Here is a 20,192-nt window from a genome sequence, read left to right as displayed (position 1 = left end):
TCCCCCTTTATCCATAATCTCTATGAAAACATTATAGCTTGTTCCTATTCATTTGAATAGCCACCAAAAGAACGAACTCTTTCTCAGACTAAAGTCGTAGTTTTCAAAAAAAGAAAGAAGCTACCCATGAGTAGCTTCTTAGACTTAGCTTACTTTGACAATTTTTACTTCCATATCCCCACCAGGCGTGGAAACAGTTGCCATTTCACCTAATTTTTTACCAATTAAGCTTTTAGCAATTGGAGACTCATTAGAAATTTTACCTGAAAATGGATCAGCTTCTGCACTTCCCACAATCGTATATGTTTCTTCTTCTCCATCTGGCATTTCAATGAAAGTAATACTTTTTCCAATTGAAACTTCATCTTTATCAACACCATTATTATCAATAATTTGTGCAAAACGAATCATGGTTTCAATCGTTGTGATACGTCCTTCAACAAATGCTTGTTCATCTTTTGCAGATTCATATTCTGAGTTCTCAGATAAATCACCAAAGCCACGAGCAATTTTGATTCTTTCTACGATTTCTTTTCTTTTAACTGTTTTTAGTTCTTCTAATTCATTTTCTAATTTTTCTTTTCCCTCTAATGTCATAGGGTATACTTTGTCTACCATAAGTTGATTTCTCCTTTTTACATATAACACAGATGATGAACAATCTTTTATATGTTTTCAATCTCTTTGTTTGTTATCCTATCATTCAATATTGAAAAGATACCATGAACACGCTTAATTGTAAATACAAAAAAATAAATGTATGTGATTTACCTTGAAAATTTATTTTCCATTTGTCAAAATACTGCCAATTTTAGTGGTCATTAAGTCAATTGCAACTTGATTTTGTCCACCTTCTGGAATAATAATATCTGCATATTTTTTTGTGGGTTCAATAAATTGATGATACATTGGTTTAACGACTGATAAATACTGTTCAATCACAGAATCTAATGTTCTGCCTCTTTCTTCCATATCTCGTTTAATTCTTCTAATAATCCGAATATCATCATCTGTATCAACATACACTTTAATATCCATTAAATCACGTAATCGAGCATCCTCTAAAATCAAAATACCTTCTAAAATAATCACTTCTTTAGGTTCTTGAATAATGGTTTGATCACTTCGTGTATGTGCAGCATAATCATAGACTGGCTTCTCAATCTTTTTAAATTGAATCAAATCATGAATATGCTCAATCAACAAGTCTGTATCAAATGCAAATGGATGATCATAATTGGTTTCTAAACGCTCTTCAAAACTAAGATGGCTTTGATTTTTATAATAAAAATCCTGTTCAATCATTAAAATTGAATGCCCTGAAAATTGATTAAAAATAGCGCGACTAACACTTGTTTTTCCACTTCCTGATCCACCTGTTACGCCAATCACAATTGGTTTTTTGCCATTTTCCATGATTAAAATACCCCTTTTGTCTGTTGAAGAGCATTGAACCTAGCTAGATTCAATGCTCTCTCTTCAATTAAATTTAATTACTCTGGATTGTCCACATATTTATCTTTTAGTATTAAGTGTTCTTCATAAGTTTCCGCAAAATAAACGATTTTCGTTTTTATATCTGCAACAAAATAAATATAATTTGTATCTGCAGGATGTAATGTCGCTCGAATCGCTTCTTCACCTGGATTTCCAAATGGTCCCGGTCCAACACCTGTATGCTGATAAAGGTTATATGGGGAATCGATTTCTAAATCATCATAGGTCACTAATTCTTTATGAACGCCTAAAGCATATAAAATAGAAATATCAGACTGAAGTGGCATTCCTTGTTCAATTCGGTTATAGAAAGCACTCGCAATTTTTGCGCGATCCTCAGGAGTTACCCCTTCTTTTTCAACAAGAGACGCAATCGCCAATACCTCTTGTGTGGTTTTACCTTGTGCTTCAATTTCACTATAGAAATTATCTTTAGATAAAATCTCATCTGTTTTTTGCAACATACTAGCAACCAAATCTTCTAAGGTTGTTTTTTCTTCATCATAATCATAGGTTGCAGGGAACAAATAACCCTCTAAACGGTATCTGACACCCTCAGCAGTCATTGCACTTTCCAATAAATGTGTGTAACGTCCACTCATTTGTTGTAAAAATGCTTCATTTGTCATTAATGCTAAAAATTCTTCTTTAGTAAAATCAGTATGCTCAGCAATGGTATCAGCAATTTGATCCACTGTATCGCCCTCTTTTACTAATATTTTACCAGAAACTTCATATGGTTCTGCTGTCCCACCTGCTTGTAACTCTTTTATAATCTCATCTAAACTCATTGCTGGTGATAGTTGATAATAACCAGATTGAAATTCTCCAGTGTTATTGGTTTTAACATAATAACTAAAAACTGTTGCATCTTTGATGATTTTTTCTTCTTCTAATAATTTAGCAATTAATTTAGTAGAACTGCCCATTGGTACTTCTATTTGAATCTGTTCTGTACTTTTTGCATCTAATGGTTTCAAAGCAGACTGAACATAATTATAGCCAATGAAAGCAACAATTGCTAAGACAACAACAACACTTGCAACAATCGAAAAAACAATTCTTCTAACAATTTTTGATTCTTTTTGTCGTTCTAATTTTTTTGGTGTCGCATCTTGCTTCCAATCTTTTTTCCAATCAAATTTCTTTTGGGAGCTTGGTTCATTTTCTTTTCCCAATATCAAAGCACTCCTCTTCTATAATGTATCTCACCTTGAGTGTAAGAAATCATTTTATTAACTTCTAACATTATACATGAATTGAATGTAGATGAGAACACCTAAACTAAAAATTGTATTTCTTATGCTTTTCTTTAGATAAGTGAATATTTTTGATTCATGTGCATAAAAAAAAGTATACTAGGCGATTTCCCAGTATACTTTTTAAGCAACAATCTATTCTTCTTCGTCAGCAAGAAAAGTGTTTAAAACTTCCTCAACCATATCCCACTCTTGGTTTGATTCAATTGGATTTAAAGCACCTTGCATACCTTCTTCAGATTCTACATAAGAGAATGCTTGTAATTCAACTTCTTCTCCTTCACCAATTCCGGCTGGGTAAACAATAACATATGATTTACCATAATCATCAGAATCAAAGGTAAAAAGAATTTCATAAAGCTCTTCATTCCCGTTTTCATCGACAACTGTAATATGTTCGTGATCATGATGATCGTGATCGTGTTCATGTGACATTTTGATAGCCCCCTCTTTCTAATATTCATCTATACATAAAGACTTTAACAAAATCTAGTTCCCTTGTCCATCTAAAAAATTTTGTAAAATCATGACAGCAGCTACCTTATCAATGACTTTTTTACGCTTTGCTCTAGATGTGTTGGCCTGCTCAACAAGCATCCGCTCTGCTTGAACTGTTGTCAGCCTTTCATCTTGAAAAATAATGGGCAAAGAAAAGCGTTCTTTTAATAGCTCTGCATAAGCCATTGAAGCTTCTGCACGTGGACCTATAGAATTATCCATATTCTTTGGTAAGCCAACAACAAACTTCGTGACTTCATATTCTGCAACTAATTCTGCTAAACGGTCTAGCCCAAATATTTCAGCAGCTTCGTTAATACGAATAATTTCTATCCCTTGAGCCGTCCAGCCAAAAGGATCACTTACTGCTACTCCTACTGTTTTAGACCCTACATCTAATCCCATTATTCTCATTAGTCACGCTTACCTGCTTTATTCAAGTAATTTTTGACCAATTCTTCCACAATTTCATCACGTTCTAAACGTCTGATTAGATTTCTTGCATCTTGATGACGTGGAATATATGCTGGATCTCCAGATAATAAATAACCAACTATTTGATTAATTGGATTGTACCCTTTTTCTGTTAGGGCATCATAAACAACCGTTAGTGTTTCCTCAACATTTTTGTCATGATTTTCGTTAAAATTAAAGTGCATTGTTTTGTCTAGTGAACTCATATCTAACACCTCGGCTTTTCTTTCGTTCTATATACTATTTTACAAGAAATAACTGAAAACTACAAACAGATTATGTAATCCTTAAGCTTTTTTAAGAATTTGTTCTATTTTTGACGCTATACTTGGTGATAAGGGTAGCATTTACATGTTTTTTATTTTAAGCTCTCCTATTTATGATTCCTTGTATTTCAGCTAGTTTATAGTTGTCATGTCGTTTATTCGGATAGAAATAGATTGGCTTTAGATTAACATTTTGAAGCAGTGGTTCTAAACGCTCAGCCTCTACATACCAAAATTGAACAACAGCTAACTTTTTCATTTTTTTGAATAAATGAAAGAGAAGTTCATTCCGAAATAAATAGTTCTTCAATTGTAGCATTTTGTTCTAAACTTGTATAGTCAACTATATGAGGACACTTTTCAAGGTATTATTCCTTTAACTGTTGAAGTGTTGATATTTTGTCAATCCTTACTAATTTTAAGACGTTTAAAGATTGATATAGAAGTGTGCGAAATTCATTTGTCACAACCACTTTAAAAAAACAGACCATGAAAATCCTCATGGTCTGTTCACTCTATTTCTCGCTAATCCAAGCCGTAACAGCTTTCAAAGCATCAGGTAGCCCTGCTGGATTCTTACCACCTGCTTGTGCCATATCTGGACGGCCGCCACCACCACCGCCTACTAGAGGTGCGATTGTTTTAATTAAATCTCCTGCTTTATAGCCTTTTGCAATTGTTGCTTCATTAACTGCAGCCAGTAAGCTGACTTTGCCTTCACTTGTTGTTGCTAAAACGAGCACATCAGAAGCTGCTTGTTGTTTCCATTGATCTGCAATTTGACGTAGTTGATTCATATCTTTGACATCAACTTGAGCAGCGATATGGCGGACACCATTTGTTTCTGTCACTTGTCCAAAGATATCTCCTACTTGATCATTGGCAAGTTTTGCTTGAAGGGATTCGTTTTCTTTTTGTAATTCTTTCAGTTCTTGTTGCACAGCTTCAACTTTGCTTTGCGTATCTTTTGTTTGAGGTGCTTTTACAAGTGCTGCAACAGCTTTTAAGCGATTCTCTTCCTCATGTAGATATAAATAAGCTTCTTGGCTTGTAACAGCTTCAATTCTTCTTACACCTGCACCAATTCCTGATTCTGAGATTAGTTTAAAGATACCAATTTCACTTGTATTACGGACATGTACCCCGCCACAAAGCTCAATTGAGTAGTTTCCAATGCTGACTACACGCACAACATCTCCATATTTTTCACCAAATAGTGCCATTGCACCCATTGATTTAGCTGTCGCTACATCTGTTTCAATGGTTTCAACTGTAATAGCTTCCCAAATTTTCTCATTCACAATACGCTCCATTTCAGCAAGCTCTGCTGCTGTTACTTGACCAAAATGGGTAAAGTCAAAACGAAGACCTTTTTCTGTTACCAGTGAACCTGCTTGGTTTGCATGCTCCCCTAACACATCTTTTAGCGCACGGTGTAGTAAATGAGTCGCTGTATGATTTTTAATCACTTTATGTCTAAAGGTATCATTTACTACTAGCTCATATTTTTCACCTTTTTTAATGGGTGCTAAAACCGTTACAAAATGAAGCGGTTGACCATTTGGTGCTTTTTGAACATTTGTGACTTCAGCAATAATCGCGCCATCTAAGTTTTTAATCACACCATTATCGGCAATTTGTCCACCCATTTCAGCATAAAATGGGGTTTGGTTAAAGATTAATTGTGCTTCTTCACCTGCATCAATTTCTTCAACTAATGCATCTTGATGCACAATCACTTCTAATTTTGCTTTATCTGCAACATCTGTATAACCAGTGAATTCACTCTTCACTTTTACATCTGCAAATAAGCCCGTTTGAACACCCATCGATTTTTCATCACTTCTCGCTGCGCGCGCACGGTCTTTTTGTGCTTGCATTTCTGCTTCAAAACCTTTGTGATCCACTTTTAACCCATTATCTTCAGCATATTCTTCTGTTAATTCAACAGGGAAGCCATAAGTGTCATATAATTTGAAAATATCTTTTCCTTCAATTGTATCTTTACCAGCTTTTTTAAGTGCTGCAACTAAATCACTTAAAATGTTCAGCCCATCATTAATGGTTTCATGGAATCTTTCCTCTTCTGTGCGAATAACTTTTTGGATAAATTCAGCTTGCTCATTAATTTCTGGATAGTAACTTGACATGATATTGCCGACTACTGGAACTAATTTATACATAAAGGCTTCATGAATTCCTAGTTTTTTACCATGCATCACTGCACGACGTAGTAAACGACGTAAAACATAACCTCTTCCTTCATTAGAAGGCAATGCACCATCACCAATAGCAAAGCTAACTGCACGGACATGGTCAGCAATGACTTTAAATGAAATATCATCATTTTTATTGTCTGCATATTTTTTATTGTCACTCATCGCCACTGTTGCTTCAATAATTGGTAAGAATAAATCTGTTTCAAAGTTTGTAGGTGCATCCTGGAAAAGTGAGACAACACGTTCTAAGCCCATTCCTGTATCAATGTTTTTCTTAGGTAGTGGTGTATAAGTGTTATCTGGATTGTGATTAAATTCAGAGAAAACAATATTCCAAATTTCTAAATAACGTTCATTTTCTCCACCAGGGAAGTTTTCTGGATCATCTTCTGCTACATCATTATACGCTTGACCACGGTCATAGAAGATTTCTGTATTTGGACCACTTGGACCTGCACCAATATCCCAGAAGTTATCTTCTAATGGAATAATATGACTTTCTGGAATTCCTAATGATAACCAAACTTCTTTAGCTTTTTCATCTTTAGGATTCACTGTCATATAGAGCTTTTCTGCTTCCATATCAAACCATTTTGGACTAGTTAATAATTCCCAGGCCCAAGTAATCGCCTCTTCTTTAAAGTAATCACCAATTGAAAAGTTACCTAGCATTTCAAATAAAGTATGATGACGCGCTGTTTTCCCAACATTTTCAATATCATTGGTACGGATACTTTTTTGTGCATTGGTTAATCTTGGATTTTCAGGAATAATGGTGCCATCAAAATATTTTTTAAGTGTGGCAACACCTGAATTAATCCATAATAAGGTTGGATCATCAACGGGTACAAGTGACGCACTTGGTTCAATTTTATGACCTTTTGATGCAAAGAAGTCTAAATACATTTGACGGACTTCGCTACTACTTAATTTTTTCATGTTTACTTTCCTCTTTCTTTTGATAGATTTTGATGCTGTTTCTGCTGCAACAAAAGAAACAAAAAAAGCCACTTTCATTGCAATACAAGGACGAAAAATCGCGGTACCACCTTGTTTGCAATGAAGTCGCTTTGAATTCATTACCTCTTAAATTTCTTGATAACGCTAGAAAAAGCGGTGATATTTCTATCACATCTTTAGGAAAGGGAGCATCTAACTGTTCATGATCATTTCTTTTCAGCCTTGAGAAATGTCTCTAAAATCATTGAATTCAAGTTGATATAGCCTTTCAGATACTTGAAATTATAGGGTTATTTTATGATTTTGTCAATAGTTAACCACCTCTTTTCTTCTCATCTTATTGCCCAGCTTATTTTTTTACTTTTTGAAAAAAAGCTAAGAATCTGCTATTATTTAGCGATTCTTAGCCCATTTATACTAATAACTTATTTTACTTTTTTGCTTCTTTTTAGATAGCTAAGCGCTAGCAGTCCAACTGTTAACCCTAATAAATTCAATTCGACGATTGGTTGCTCCCCTGTTCTTGGTAAGGAGCCCTTATGTGTTGAAGGGTTCGTCTCTTCTTCATTTTGGCTTGTTGCTTTTTCTTGCCTTTGGTTAGCATGAGGGGTTGTATCACTTGCTTGGTTCACACCATTTTCTTTTTCATTTGTTTCTTTAGCTTTTTCATCATTTTGAGTTTCAGTTTCTGGTGTTGTTGGTTTGACAGGATGGTGAACTTGGATCCTTGTTTCAATGACTTCACTTTCATTGCCAGCATCATCATAACTTTGTACTGCTAAAACAGTGGATTGAGTGATTTGAATCGGTCCCTCATAAGCTACAAATTCATCCTTAGTTGTGCGCTGCTTCTTATCATCTAAACGATAACGTAAATGTGTATATGCTTTTTGAGCATCTGTTAAAGGTGTTTCATAGTCTAATATAGCTGTAACAGATTTTGTTGCAGCATCATAAGCACGAATGGTTACTTTTGGTTTGGATGCAATCTTTTCTTGAATATTCTGAACCTCATAAATCGTTAGCTCTGACACATTGCCATATTTATCTTGTGCTTTAAAGTAAACTTTTTGATTTTGAGAAACAGCAATTTCTGTTGTATAAGGTTCAAAGTTTTCTCCATCAAAGCTATAAAAGACGGTTGTTTCCTCTGGGATTGTTGCTTGTAAATGAACTGCTTGTTTTGTAGCATCAGTGGTACTAGGTGTGATAACTGGCGCTTGAACAACTGCTTGTTTCAAGAAAACAGTGATTCTTTTTTTCTCTAAATTGCCTAAGCTATCAACCAAACCAACTTGAATAAAGTTTTCGCCTTCTGTTAATGCCACAGGATGATCAAAAGAAACGGCTGATTTTCCCTCAAAGAATTTTTCGTCTAAGGAAGCATAGTCTATATCTGTATACACATTTTCATTGTTAATATAAAGCTTATAGCCAGATAAATTATCTGAAACCAATCCTTTTAAATGGAAAGGATTTTCATTTGTATAGACTTGATAGTCACCATTTTCATCAATTGATAAGTCTGCAATTTCAAGTGATGGTAAGACTGTATCCGAGAAAAGGTAATAGCCTTCATTGACTAAAGCTTCCCCATTATTTAAATGAGCTGCTTGAAGATAGAAAGCAACACTTTGTTTTCCTTGCTTCAACTGAATTGGATGTTCAAAGGTTAAGGTTGTTTCATCATAGGCTACATCTTCTTGGTTAATCTTAAATTGATCAACTTTTTCTCTTAAACGGCCTTTAATGGTATAGGTTTGATTTTCTGTATCAACATATGGATTGCCAACTCCAATAAGCGTGATGCCACTTCTGTCCACATTTTCTAGCTCAATAATCGTTCTTTGTTGGATACTTGTTGTTGTAACCATGCGCTTCACAATTGTTTGATTTCCATAAGCATCTTTTGCTGTAACCTCAATCGCATTTTGACCATTCGCTAAACCAATTGTTAGGTTAAAACTTCCATCTGCTTGAATCTGACTGGTTAAATCAAGAATTTGAGTTGTCCCATGATTTTCAAGGCTTAAGTTTTGGATGGTTGAATCCACCTTACCAGAAATTGTTACACTTGCTTCGTTGGTTGTACTCGTTATTTCACTTGGTGTAAATAGCGTGAATTCAGGTTTCTTTACATGTACTTCAATTGGAATTTCTTGAAGTATTTCTTGTTGTGCTTCATCTGTTGAAAAGATGATTTCTTCAGTGCTCTCATCAATTGGTATAGCTGCTTTAAATACTCCTTGTGAAGGATTTAAAGCTAGACCATTTACGAATAAAGGCTGTCCATTTATTGGATAAGAACCTTGAATTGTAAAAGTTTGAGTTGCTTCAGAATAATCCAAAGTATTGCTTGTAATCACTTGATTTTCCACTAAATTAAATAGAACAAGAGCTTCACTTTCCCCATATTTCACAAATTGATTGAGATAACCGCGATTTCCAGCATGATCTGACACAAGAACCTCTACTTGATTCACACCATTTCGAGGGGCATGAGCTTGTGAAATCGCTACTTTGACTGCATCTAGATTTTGATCTGTGATTTCATAGGTATCTATTTTCCCATTAATTGAAACCACCATTGTTCTTGTATCTACTTTGCTTGTTTCATCTTTCACCTTCATTGTTAAGGTAGGATTTCCTGCACTATTTTGGAATGCTAATTCACTGATTTCTGGGGCAGTGGTATCTACCTTAATCGGCAGATAGGTTTCTTGTGCTTTGGCACCTTCTACTTGAGCATATGCCGTCACTTTTAGATAATATTGCCCATCAGCAACCACTTCATTTTTGCCTGTTTTAGTCTGATAGACGGTTCCATCCCAATTAGCATCTGTGATAGTATGTGAACTAAAATTACTTGTATTTGCATTAAAATAATCTTTTCTATCTTGCTTGCTTTCATATAGTTTACGGAGCACCTTTTTATTTGCATCTGTGACTTCATAAACGATTGATTTTGAATTTCTTAAAAAAAGTAGTGTTGGTTTAGCTTCATCTTGTCTTTTATCTGCGTTTGGTGAAATGGCAATTTTTTCTGGATTGACAGTGTTATTTTCTAATCCTAAGATGGTATTTTTCTTATCTGTAAAATAACCATAACCAAGTAAGGAAGTCATCTCATAGATTGGTGCATCAATCACAGGTGCATCTCCATAATCCCCATAAAAGCCTAAGTAAGGCATTGTAAGTGCTGGCTCTGTGTCACTAGTCAAGCGAATATAGCCTTCAACAAACTGATTGACTGAAAATTGACTTGGTAGCTGTAATGAAAATTCAAGAATCTTTTCTTCTCCTGGTTGTAATGTGATACTTTGCTCACTTGCTGTTAGGGTTGCTCCTTCAATTTTTTGATCATAGACTTCAGAAGAAACCGTTTGAGCTTCTGTATAAACACCACCTACATCATCAAATTGATAATGCACTTCTTTTGCCCCATTATTCTTTACCTGAACAGAAAAAGTCGTTACTGCGCCAATTTGTTTTAAGGCTAAAGCACCATCTCCATCTACTAGATCAGTTAATGTGGTTGTATTCTCAATAGCGTAATCAACCTTAATTTGACCAGCTCCTTGGCGTCTAGGTGAAATAATCGCATTTTGGTGTTCTTTATCTAACATCGGAATTGCTGTATTCATCACAGATAGCTTGGTAAAATGAATCAAATCAATACCAGTTAGAGGTGCTTGTTTTTGCTTTAATGCTTGATAAACTAGAGCTGTTGATCCTGCTACAAATGGTGAGGACATTGAGGTGCCACTCTTTGTACCATAACCATTATCATTTAAAGTAGAATAAATTTGCCCACCTGGTCCAGAAATTTCTGGTTTAAATTCTAAGTTTGGTAAAGGTCCCCATGAAGAAAAAGCTGACATTTTCCCTTCAGATGGATTAGAAAACTGGTAACCATTGATTTCAAAGCTAACTAATTGACTTGGTTGCTGTTGTATCAAGGCTACTAGCGCTGCACCAGCTTCATTTGTTAAACCTAATGTCAAGTAATTAGGGTCGGCTAATTGCATGGAAATGGGTGCGTTATTGGGAATATTGTTATAAATAAACGCTGCTGCTGCTCCATTGGCTTTTGCATTGGCTTGTTTCTCAGAAAAGGCTATTTCACCGCGTTTAATTAACACAATTTTGCCTTGAACATCCTTTCCTTGATAGTCTGCTTCTGTTCCTAAACCAACATCTATCATTTCATGCGTCGTGGTTAGTAAATCATGACTAGCGGTGACTGTTTTTGAAAAAAGAATGGCACCTGATGGTGAAGTAGCGCTTTCTATTTGATGAGGCGTTTTATTTCCCATACCATCTTCTAAGTAAAGTAGTAAGCCATCACTGGTAATCAGGCTATTTTCAGCTGAAGCGACAGTTAAAGCCTCTGCTGCAACTCCTGGTGCACCTAAGGTTCCTGTATCAACTGTACCAAGTAAATTTTGTGGATCTACATTAGGATTATTGGTGGTACTTAAGCTACTATTTCCAGCTGAAATGACAGAGAGCACGCCTGCTTCTGCTGCTTCTCTAATGGCTATCTGGTCTGGGGAATTGGGATCCATTGAACCAGAAACGGAGCCTAAGCTCATATTAATAATATCTGCACCAAACTTAACGGAATCTTCAATTGCAGCAATAATATCATCATCTAAAGCCGTGGCAATTCTTGGATTATTTGAGAAGACTTTCATCGCTAAAAGTTGTGCTTCTGGCGCAACGCCTAAGACTGCTTTGGCTGGATCATCTCCTTCTCCATTGGCTGCAACAATTCCTGCTACATGCATGCCATGCATTCCTACTGCTGGATTTTTATCAACAATTTCTTCATTATTATCTGCATAATTATGTCCATAGGGAATTTTTCTAGAAAAAACTTTTCCATACCCAATATTGTTCACGTTTGTTTGGCCTTCACTGATTGAAATCTTTTCATTGGTTTGATCAGAAAGTCTTAAATCTTTATGGGTGGGATCAATACCGGAGTCAATAATTGAAACAATCATGCCTTCTCCCTTTAATTGGTGCTTCTCCCAAACCTGCTCTACATGAGCTAATTGATTCGCATCTATGGCTGTTGGATAATAAGCTTTGGCAATGGCCACTGAATGGACACCATCAATCTCACGAATTTTATCTAGGTCAGCATACTTGGCATCTATTGAAAAACCATTTAGAAGATAGCCAAATGACTGATTCACTTGATTGCCAGTGATTTTTTCTACCTCTTTTTTGATATCCTTTTGTTCAGCAATCACTTCATCAGTGGCGCTTTCAATTTTTCTAACTGAGCTTTCTGAACCTGTAGGAGCTGAAATTTCATTCACTGCTGCTTCTGATTCTAATTGAATGATGATGCGGAATTCTTGTTCTGCTAGAGCTTCATTTTCTTGCAATTCGCTCAAATCAAAGCCACGAGCTTCTAATTGCGCGCGAATATTTTCTTCAAGTGCTTTTTTACTGACCGTATCTGTTGTTTCCATTTTTTCAGTTAACAGCTGATCCATCTCATCGTAATGTGATCCTGTTGTTGTAATCTCTTGTTCAGTTGCTGATACTACACTAACGGTTGTATTGACAAATAGTGTGATGAGCAATAAACCAACCATTGACAAACTCTTCCAATTCTGTAAAAAGCTACTTCTCCTCTTAATCATCTCATTCTCCTTTTCTTGTTGTAAAATTTTCCTGCTGAAACGATGGTCATGAAAAACTATTTGTACCATTCTACTTTAATTTTAATCTTTTTACAATCATTTTTTAATTTAATTGCTTTATACATTATTTCATTAGAATTTATGTAAAAAACATTGTATACTTTTAGAAGGGCTAAATTGATTGGCTCTTTGACAACTTATGCAGTTCCACTCTAGGAGGAGTTATTTTTTGAACAATGCACATTATCATATTATTTTCAATCAGCATGCCGGCAGCGGTACAAGTAAAAAAGCTTGGCAGCAAGTAGAGCAAGTTTTGATTGATCAACATATTTTGTATACAGCTTATGAAACTGAATTTATTGGACATGGTGCCATTTTAGCAAGTGAAATCATTCAAAATGAACAAAAGGAAACGGGAATCATTTTAGTTTTAGGTGGCGATGGCACCCTTCATGAGGTGATGAATGGTTTAGGAAATGAGCAGACGAGCATCCCAATTGCTTATATCCCTTGTGGATCTGGTAATGATTTTGCTAGAGGTGTTGGTATTTCTAGAAAACCACTTGTTGCTTTAGAGAAAATCTTAAATGCAACGGAAGCGAAGACTTTTGATATTGTTCATTACAAAGAAAAAGAGCAATTAAAAGAAGGCTATTTTGTGAATAACATCGGCATTGGCTTTGATGCCGCAGTTGTGAAAAAGACTAATCATTCAACAAATAAAGAAGCCTTAAATAAGTATAAATTAGGTTCTTTGTCTTATTTAAGTTCTGTGATTTCAGTCTTTTTTAAGCAAAAACCTTTTCCAATTGATATTGAAATTGATGGACAGCAACAGCACTTTGAAGATGCCTATCTTGTAACAACTTCAAACCATCCCTATTTTGGTGGTGGTGTCCCTATTATTCCAAATGCAGTAGTAGATGATGGGTTATTAGATTTAATTATTGTCACAAAAATTAATTTTCTTTATTTTTTATGGTTATTTATGATGATGCCATTTAAGAAGCACACTGCATTTAAACGTGTTCACCTATTTCAAGGGAAGGTTATCAAGCTCTATTCACCAACCTTAGAGGATGGGCAAGCTGATGGTGAAGAGCTAGGTATGAAGTCTTTTGATTTTGAATTTCAAACAGTTAAAAGACAATTTTGGTTTAGATAACATACACCCAAATAAGGTTTTATTATTTTATTTGGGCGTTTTTTATGGATAAAAGAAAAAATATGACACTCTATTTGAGTATCATATTTTTTAGTTCTATCATTTTATTCACAACACAAACGATAAATGGATTCAGCATAAATATCCATCGCACCAAAAATATCTCTTAATGACATTTTTTCATTTTCTTGATGGAAAGTAATCGGTGAATCTGGCATAACCGCACCAAAAGCAACACAATTTTCCATTGTTCTTGCAAAAGTTGCCCCACCAGATGACATGGGTTCACTCATATCGCCTGTTTTTTCTTGATAAACAGCTAGCAGGGTTTTAACAAGTGGACTATCTAACGGCACATAGAGTGATGCTAAATAATCAAATTCTTCATAAGTTAAATCATATGCTTGGGCGAGCGCTGTTAATTTTGCTACTACTTCCTCTTTATCTGCAGAAACTGGAATACGAATATCAATGCCAATTTCTGATTCCTCTGCAGTCACTTTTAAAGAAGCAACATTAAAGGTTAAGACACCTGACATTTGATCAGATAATTCACCAAAAATGCCAATAGCTTTTGCATCTTCTTTGACTTCTTTTGCAATAAATTGAACGGCTTGATTCTCTGTTAATGGTGCAAGTGCCATTGCTAAACGTGCTAAAGCATTGGTTCCTTGATTGGCATCTTTAGAGTGAATCGCTTTTCCAAGTACAGTCACACCATTATTTTTTTCCTCATACTCAAAATTTGCTGCTTTTAAGTTCTTGATAACTGCCTCAAGATCTATTCCTTCATAAGCTGCTTCTCCTGGTACAACATTCAAGGCACCCCCACAATTTAGTGCAAGTGTTGCATCTCCTGCTCCTTTTAGTTTCACTTGTAGTAAACCTTTTTCAGCATAAGTTAATGGGAATTCAGCATCTGGTGCAAAGCCCATTGTTGCTTTTTCTTCTTTTTCATTATATTTATCCATACATCTCCAAAGGTTTTCTTCATCTGTTCCAAAAATAAAGCGGACACGTTTGTTAAAATTAACGTCATTATCTAATAATGCTTTGAAACCATATAAGGCCGCCATCGCTGGTCCTTTATCATCTTGTGAGCCTCGACCTACTAAGAAGCCATCTCTTACTTCTCCTTTAAATGGTTCGGTTTCCCATTTTTCAAGATTACCTGGTGGAACCACATCTAAATGGCATAAAACTGCTAGCATTTCTTTTCCTTCACCATATTCTGCATACCCATAGTAGCCTTCAGGATCACGGAAAGTACTCATTCCCATCTCTTTACAAATGGCTAACATTTTGTCTAAGACATCAACAATATCTTGTCCAAAAGGTGTACCATCAGTTGTTTCTTCTCTTAAATAAGAAGGATAGCTGATTAAGGTTTGAATGGTTTCGATACATTCATTTTGTTGTTTTTCTGTTACATATTTTTTCATGTTAAAACCCCTTTTCTATTTTTAAGCAATCACTGATGCAACACCTAAAACTAAACAAGTAAGAATGAAGAGCATCAGCATTAATTTCCAAATAAATTTTACCCAGGTGCCATATTCAATATGTGCTATAGCTAAAGCACCCATTACAACACCAGATGTCGGTGTGATTAAATTAACGATACCTGAGCCTGCTTGATAGGCTGTCACAACTAAATGTGTTGGAACATTAGCGAACTCTCCCATTGGGCCAATAATCCCCATTGTCGCAGCAGCTAAGCCTGAAGTTGATGGGATTAAAAAGGACATTGGAATATAGAAGATATAGGTTAAAATGGTAAATACAGCCGAAGATAAGCCGCTTAACCCTTGCTCTCCTAAATGAAGCACAGTTGCCGTAATATTCCCATCATTCATGACCACTTGAATTCCTCTTGCAATCGCTACAATTAAAGCTACACTCAGTAAGTCTTTAGCGCCTGCAATAAAAGTAGAAACAAATTTTTCTTCTCCTAATCCATAAACAAAGGCAACAACAATCGACATTAACAACATCAGCGTTGTAATTTCTCTAAAATACCAAGTACCTAATGGGGCAACATTTTGTCCAATCAGGTTGCCTAAAAATGGAATATTTGCAATCCATTTATTTAAATCAATAAAGAATGTCCAATTTTCATTAATCGCATCCCATGGAATCAATCCAATAATCATGATCACAAAAGTTAGCATAAACAGTATTAACACTGACTTTTTCCGTTTATCCATCGCTTCTGGTTCTTCAGTGATTTTAAATGCAGCTAAATCAGCTTGTCGATTTTCATAAACCAATGATCGTTTTGGATCTTTTTCAATTTTTGAAGCATATTGATAGACATACCAAATACCTAGGCCTGTCCCTAACACTAATAAAACAACTCTCCAGATAATCCCATCTCCTGGTGTAATCCCAACAGCCTGAGAAGCAACACCTGTCGCAAATGGGTTAACAGTTGAAGCCAAACAGCCGATTTGTGAGCCGACTAAAATAATCGCCACAGCTACTACTGTATCTAAGCCAACTGCAACCATTACTGGAATCAGTAACGGATAAAACGCCATTGTTTCTTCAGCCATCCCAAAGGTACTACCACCTAAAGCGAATAAAATCATCAAAATCGGAATTAATCTTTTTTCCTTGCCCTTATTCTTTTTAACAACAGAGCCAATCCCTGCATCAATTGCTCCTGTATAAGTGACAATTCCTAAGAAGCCACCAATAACAAGAATAAACAAAGAGATTTCAATGGCACCACTTGTACTATCTGTTCCTAACATCCCATTAATTGGCGCCATCAAAACATCCCAGATTCCTTGTGGTGATGCAGCTGTATGCTGATAAGTTCCAGCAATCACTCCTCCTGCATCATTTACATCATACTGTCCAGCTGGAATAATCCATGTCAAAATTGCAATAATACCAATAATTAAGAATAAAACTGTGTATGACGAAGGCATTTGAAACTTTTTCTTTTTTACATTCTCCATTTCTTTTCCCCCTATGAAAACTAATGTGTCACTAACCATTCAATTGGTTTGATTCATCACTTCCGTTTCATAAAAATAGTTTTTTCCCCAGTAACTATTTTAGTAGATTGGCTTGTAAGGATTTGCAAGTCTCATCTATACGATACTACAAATTGGACAATAGGACAAAGGATAGCCCTAGTAAAATGAGATTTTTTTAACAGATTTTTTAGGCATTTCCACTTTAAATGCAAACCTTTTCAAATGACTTTCCTGCCATTCACGCCAATAATAAACGCAATTATTAATTTTACTAGGAGGATAGCCATGATTCAAAAAATTGCACAAGTGATGCTTTATGTAAATGACCCACAGAAAGTTGCTGACTTTTGGATTGAGTCACTTGATTTTGTAACGATTTATAAGGAAAATACTCAAGGCATCATCCAAATTGTGATTGCCCCCTCAAGAGATAGTGAAACACAATTTGTTTTATTTGAACGTGCTGTCATTGAAAAGCTTAAGCCTGAATTAAATTTTGGGACACCTTCTATTTTATTGGCTAGCCAAGAGCTTGATGCACTTTATCAAAAATTGCAAAAGGCGGGTGTAACAGTTGGCAAAGTAGTGCATAGGCCACAAGGAAGAGTTTTTAACTTTGCTGATCCAGAAGGACATTATTTTGCTGTAATGGAAGAGCCATTCTTACTAGATTTGATTGACAGACATAAAAAGCCTTGAAAGCTAGATTTTAGTCTAACTTTCAAGGCTTTTATTTATCGTTAATTGGAAACAACCGCTCTGACTTTTAAGAATTATCGATCCCTATCATTCACAAAATCCCAAGTATTGTTCCAATAGACTGTCACATGAACACCATATGGCGTCAGAAACTTGACAGAAACTTTATTTCTAATTTCGCTAATCGGCATATCTAATGCAATTGACTCTACTGTTGGTTTAAAATCAACTGAGTAATCTCGATACTTCTTTCCATCTATAAAAACAGTAAATTTATTAATATTGGAATAATAGACATTTAGCTGATCATTCACAACATTTAGGTAAACCCCCATATCTATGACTGGCTTCAGATAAATCGTTGCCCAATACTCAGTTCCCTCCGCTAATGATAAAACAGGAGGCTCTGCTGTTCGATCGGCAACATTATGAGGGGTATCACTATTTGTGACAACTGAACCTACATATTCATAAAGACTTGGTTCATTCGGTTTTAAATGTAAGAAATGATAGCCCATTGTTTTCTTAAATTCAATATCAGAAAAGGAGACATCTTCCGTTCCTGAATTGATATCATACTTCATTTTACTCGCAATCTGATCTGTTGTTTGATCTTGTGTATTCCACACGGAAATATGACCATTATCAGGAATCGCAATCGCACCATTTCTTTCAAGAATGACTTGTCTCAAATGTAACTTGACTGGTCTTGTATAAACATAATTGACTGTATGATTATTTGTTATATTCATAATCTCCACAATAGTATCTTCATTCGCTGTCTCCACTACACCATTATCAATTTGATAACTATATTTTAGATAATCAGTGATACTAGGAAAGGTTTCAATATATTCACCATTTTGTTTTACAGCTACTTGTTGGTTTTCTTTTAGTTTATTGCCAAAATCATCAGAGTAAGTTTCTGTCACACGAAACTCAATCATAATTTCTCTAACTTGCTTTGTACTCACTTCACTGATATTATTCGCACGATCCACTGCAACTACATGGACAAATTTGTTCGCATCAGTTGCGCCATTAAAATGTGGAATCACAGCCTTTGTTTCATATTCCAATGCCGTGCTATTTTCTGGTGCCACATAAAAATCATATTTCTCTTTAGAAATGCGTCCATACTCATCTTTTTGACCTTCTACCACTTGTTTTAAATTAGACGTTTGCTGATCATCTACAACATAAAAATAGCCGGCAATATTACTCTTCACATTATTCATCACAACATCAGATGTTAAGGTCCTCTCATATGTCTCAGCTAATACATACCATTGATAGGGCTTGCCTTTGTCTTTGCCCTTGATAGAAATAGGGAAATCTTCATAACTATGACCAGCAGCAGCATCACCCCATTCTAAGCTTGGTGGTTCAGGAGCAACATCATCAATCACTGTTTGATCATTTCCATAAGTAACTAAAGAGACTTGCGCTAAATTATAAATGGTATTGACTAATATTCTCATTTCATCTTTAGTAGAGGCTCCATTGGAGTGCCCTGTCTGAATCAATCCAATATTTTCTTTGGTAATTAAGTAGTGATTATTGGTCCCATAAGTTGCATCATTTATAAGCGTTCCATTACGATAATTTGGATCTGCTATCCCAAATGGTGGAAGAAACTCTAACCATCTCGTATTATCTACAGCTCTAGTCATCTGTGCTGCTGAATGGGCATAAGGAATGTTTAAAGTGACACTATTTGCTAATTCATGGGGATACTTCATTAAATAGCCATTATTGACGACTCTTACTTGTGTGCTTCCCATTCGTAGTTCTTTTCCCCAAGGATTATTATGGTTTCCTAATGAAAAAGTCGTAATGCCTAGATAGTCTTTAAAGCTATTAAAGTTAGGATTTCCAGCCCAAACTGTATCATGACCAAAAAGAACCCCTCTACCAACATCCATAAATTTCTTGGTTTCAATGCGACCGGCTTCATTTAAATCTTTTCCATTATTATTATCCCATGATCCAAATACTAAAACATCATACTTATAATTTCCCTCTTGATCCATGAGCGCAGTTTGGGGATTAGCATTATAAGCTGAGAGGGACATTGGTGTGACATCAACTAAACCCAAACCAATGGATGCATCGTCCATCCATCTTTTTAAAGTATTTGAACCGCCTACATCTGGATAAATATTTAAGACTTTAACTGCCTTATCAAAGTTCATAGAACGAATATTCCAAGTTGAACCTAAATCATCAGATTGATACACTTGATACCCACTATGGAGCAGTTCATCCACTTCATCCCACTCCAAAGAAACATAGATTCTTTCATTTTCTAAATCCCATTTATTCTCAGCAGTTAGTCTAAAATCTCCCCTTTTAACTACTTCGGTCTCATAGTCGGCTCCTTTAACCTTTATTCGTTCTTGTTTGAATGGATTAAATACCAACAAGCTTACACCAACGACTGCCAATACAAATAGTGTAATAGCTACTTTCTTTTTCAATGTCTTTGCCTCCTTTTCATCAAAA

The 20,192-nt window shown here is 35.4% G+C and carries 13 protein-coding genes; 2 read left to right on the top strand and 11 right to left on the bottom strand.

The window, feature by feature from the left end; all coding sequences use genetic code 11:
* Positions 1-144: 144 nt before the first annotated feature.
* The 8 genes from greA to BMW29_RS06370 all read right to left on the bottom strand — a co-directional run bounded on the left by greA (position 145) and on the right by BMW29_RS06370 (position 12,785).
* Positions 145-618 carry a transcription elongation factor GreA gene (gene greA / locus BMW29_RS06410; RefSeq protein WP_092651586.1) on the bottom strand — a complete coding sequence of 158 codons (474 nt, stop codon included), beginning with the start codon at positions 616-618 and terminating at the stop codon, positions 145-147.
* 162 nt (positions 619-780) lie between these two features.
* Positions 781-1,416 carry a uridine kinase gene (gene udk / locus BMW29_RS06405; protein ID WP_092651584.1) on the bottom strand — a complete coding sequence of 212 codons (636 nt, stop codon included), beginning with the start codon at positions 1,414-1,416 and terminating at the stop codon, positions 781-783.
* A 77-nt stretch (positions 1,417-1,493) separates the two neighbouring features.
* The gene (gene mltG, locus BMW29_RS06400) at positions 1,494-2,678 is read right to left on the bottom strand and encodes an endolytic transglycosylase MltG (protein WP_425431590.1); all 1,185 of its coding nucleotides are present in this window, start codon (positions 2,676-2,678) and stop codon (positions 1,494-1,496) included.
* 213 nt (positions 2,679-2,891) lie between these two features.
* A complete protein-coding gene (locus tag BMW29_RS06395) occupies positions 2,892-3,191 on the bottom strand; it encodes a DUF1292 domain-containing protein (RefSeq protein ID WP_092651580.1) in 300 nt (99 codons plus the stop codon).
* A gap of 54 nt (positions 3,192-3,245) precedes the next feature.
* Complete coding sequence (gene ruvX, locus BMW29_RS06390) at positions 3,246-3,668, bottom strand: Holliday junction resolvase RuvX (protein ID WP_092651578.1); 423 nt, start codon at positions 3,666-3,668, stop codon at positions 3,246-3,248.
* Positions 3,668-3,934 carry an IreB family regulatory phosphoprotein gene (locus tag BMW29_RS06385; protein WP_092651576.1) on the bottom strand — a complete coding sequence of 89 codons (267 nt, stop codon included), beginning with the start codon at positions 3,932-3,934 and terminating at the stop codon, positions 3,668-3,670. Before BMW29_RS06385 ends, ruvX begins: the two co-directional genes overlap by 1 nt.
* Before the next feature lie 575 nt (positions 3,935-4,509).
* On the bottom strand, positions 4,510-7,152 hold the full coding sequence (gene alaS / locus BMW29_RS06375) for an alanine--tRNA ligase (protein ID WP_092651683.1): 2,643 nt from the start codon (positions 7,150-7,152) through the stop codon (positions 4,510-4,512).
* Positions 7,153-7,598: 446 nt separating this feature from the next.
* Positions 7,599-12,785 carry a S8 family serine peptidase gene (locus BMW29_RS06370; protein ID WP_177165698.1) on the bottom strand — a complete coding sequence of 1,729 codons (5,187 nt, stop codon included), beginning with the start codon at positions 12,783-12,785 and terminating at the stop codon, positions 7,599-7,601.
* A 277-nt stretch (positions 12,786-13,062) separates the two neighbouring features.
* On the opposite strand from BMW29_RS06370, the gene BMW29_RS06365 reads away from it, so the two are divergent.
* Positions 13,063-14,001: a diacylglycerol/lipid kinase family protein gene (locus BMW29_RS06365; protein WP_177165697.1), complete on the top strand. Its 939-nt coding sequence runs from the start codon at positions 13,063-13,065 to the stop codon at positions 13,999-14,001.
* A gap of 104 nt (positions 14,002-14,105) precedes the next feature.
* Here the strand turns inward: BMW29_RS06365 and BMW29_RS06360 are convergent, their stop codons facing one another.
* Positions 14,106-15,443, bottom strand: coding sequence for a M20 family metallopeptidase (locus BMW29_RS06360; protein WP_092651568.1), 1,338 nt, complete (start codon positions 15,441-15,443; stop codon positions 14,106-14,108).
* A gap of 21 nt (positions 15,444-15,464) precedes the next feature.
* On the bottom strand, positions 15,465-16,967 hold the full coding sequence (locus BMW29_RS06355) for a YfcC family protein (protein ID WP_092651566.1): 1,503 nt from the start codon (positions 16,965-16,967) through the stop codon (positions 15,465-15,467).
* A 306-nt stretch (positions 16,968-17,273) separates the two neighbouring features.
* On the opposite strand from BMW29_RS06355, the gene BMW29_RS06350 reads away from it, so the two are divergent.
* Complete coding sequence (locus BMW29_RS06350) at positions 17,274-17,687, top strand: VOC family protein (RefSeq protein WP_092651564.1); 414 nt, start codon at positions 17,274-17,276, stop codon at positions 17,685-17,687.
* Between the two features lie 74 nt (positions 17,688-17,761).
* Here the strand turns inward: BMW29_RS06350 and BMW29_RS06345 are convergent, their stop codons facing one another.
* A complete protein-coding gene (locus tag BMW29_RS06345) occupies positions 17,762-20,167 on the bottom strand; it encodes a DUF5057 domain-containing protein (RefSeq protein ID WP_092651562.1) in 2,406 nt (801 codons plus the stop codon).
* Between the last annotated feature and the right edge of the window lie 25 nt (positions 20,168-20,192).

It is taken from the genome of Isobaculum melis, from assembly GCF_900111355.1.
GTDB lineage: Bacteria > Bacillota > Bacilli > Lactobacillales > Carnobacteriaceae > Isobaculum > Isobaculum melis.
Note: the sequence above shows the minus strand (reverse complement) of the source record. Positions and strands in the feature narration are given on the sequence as shown.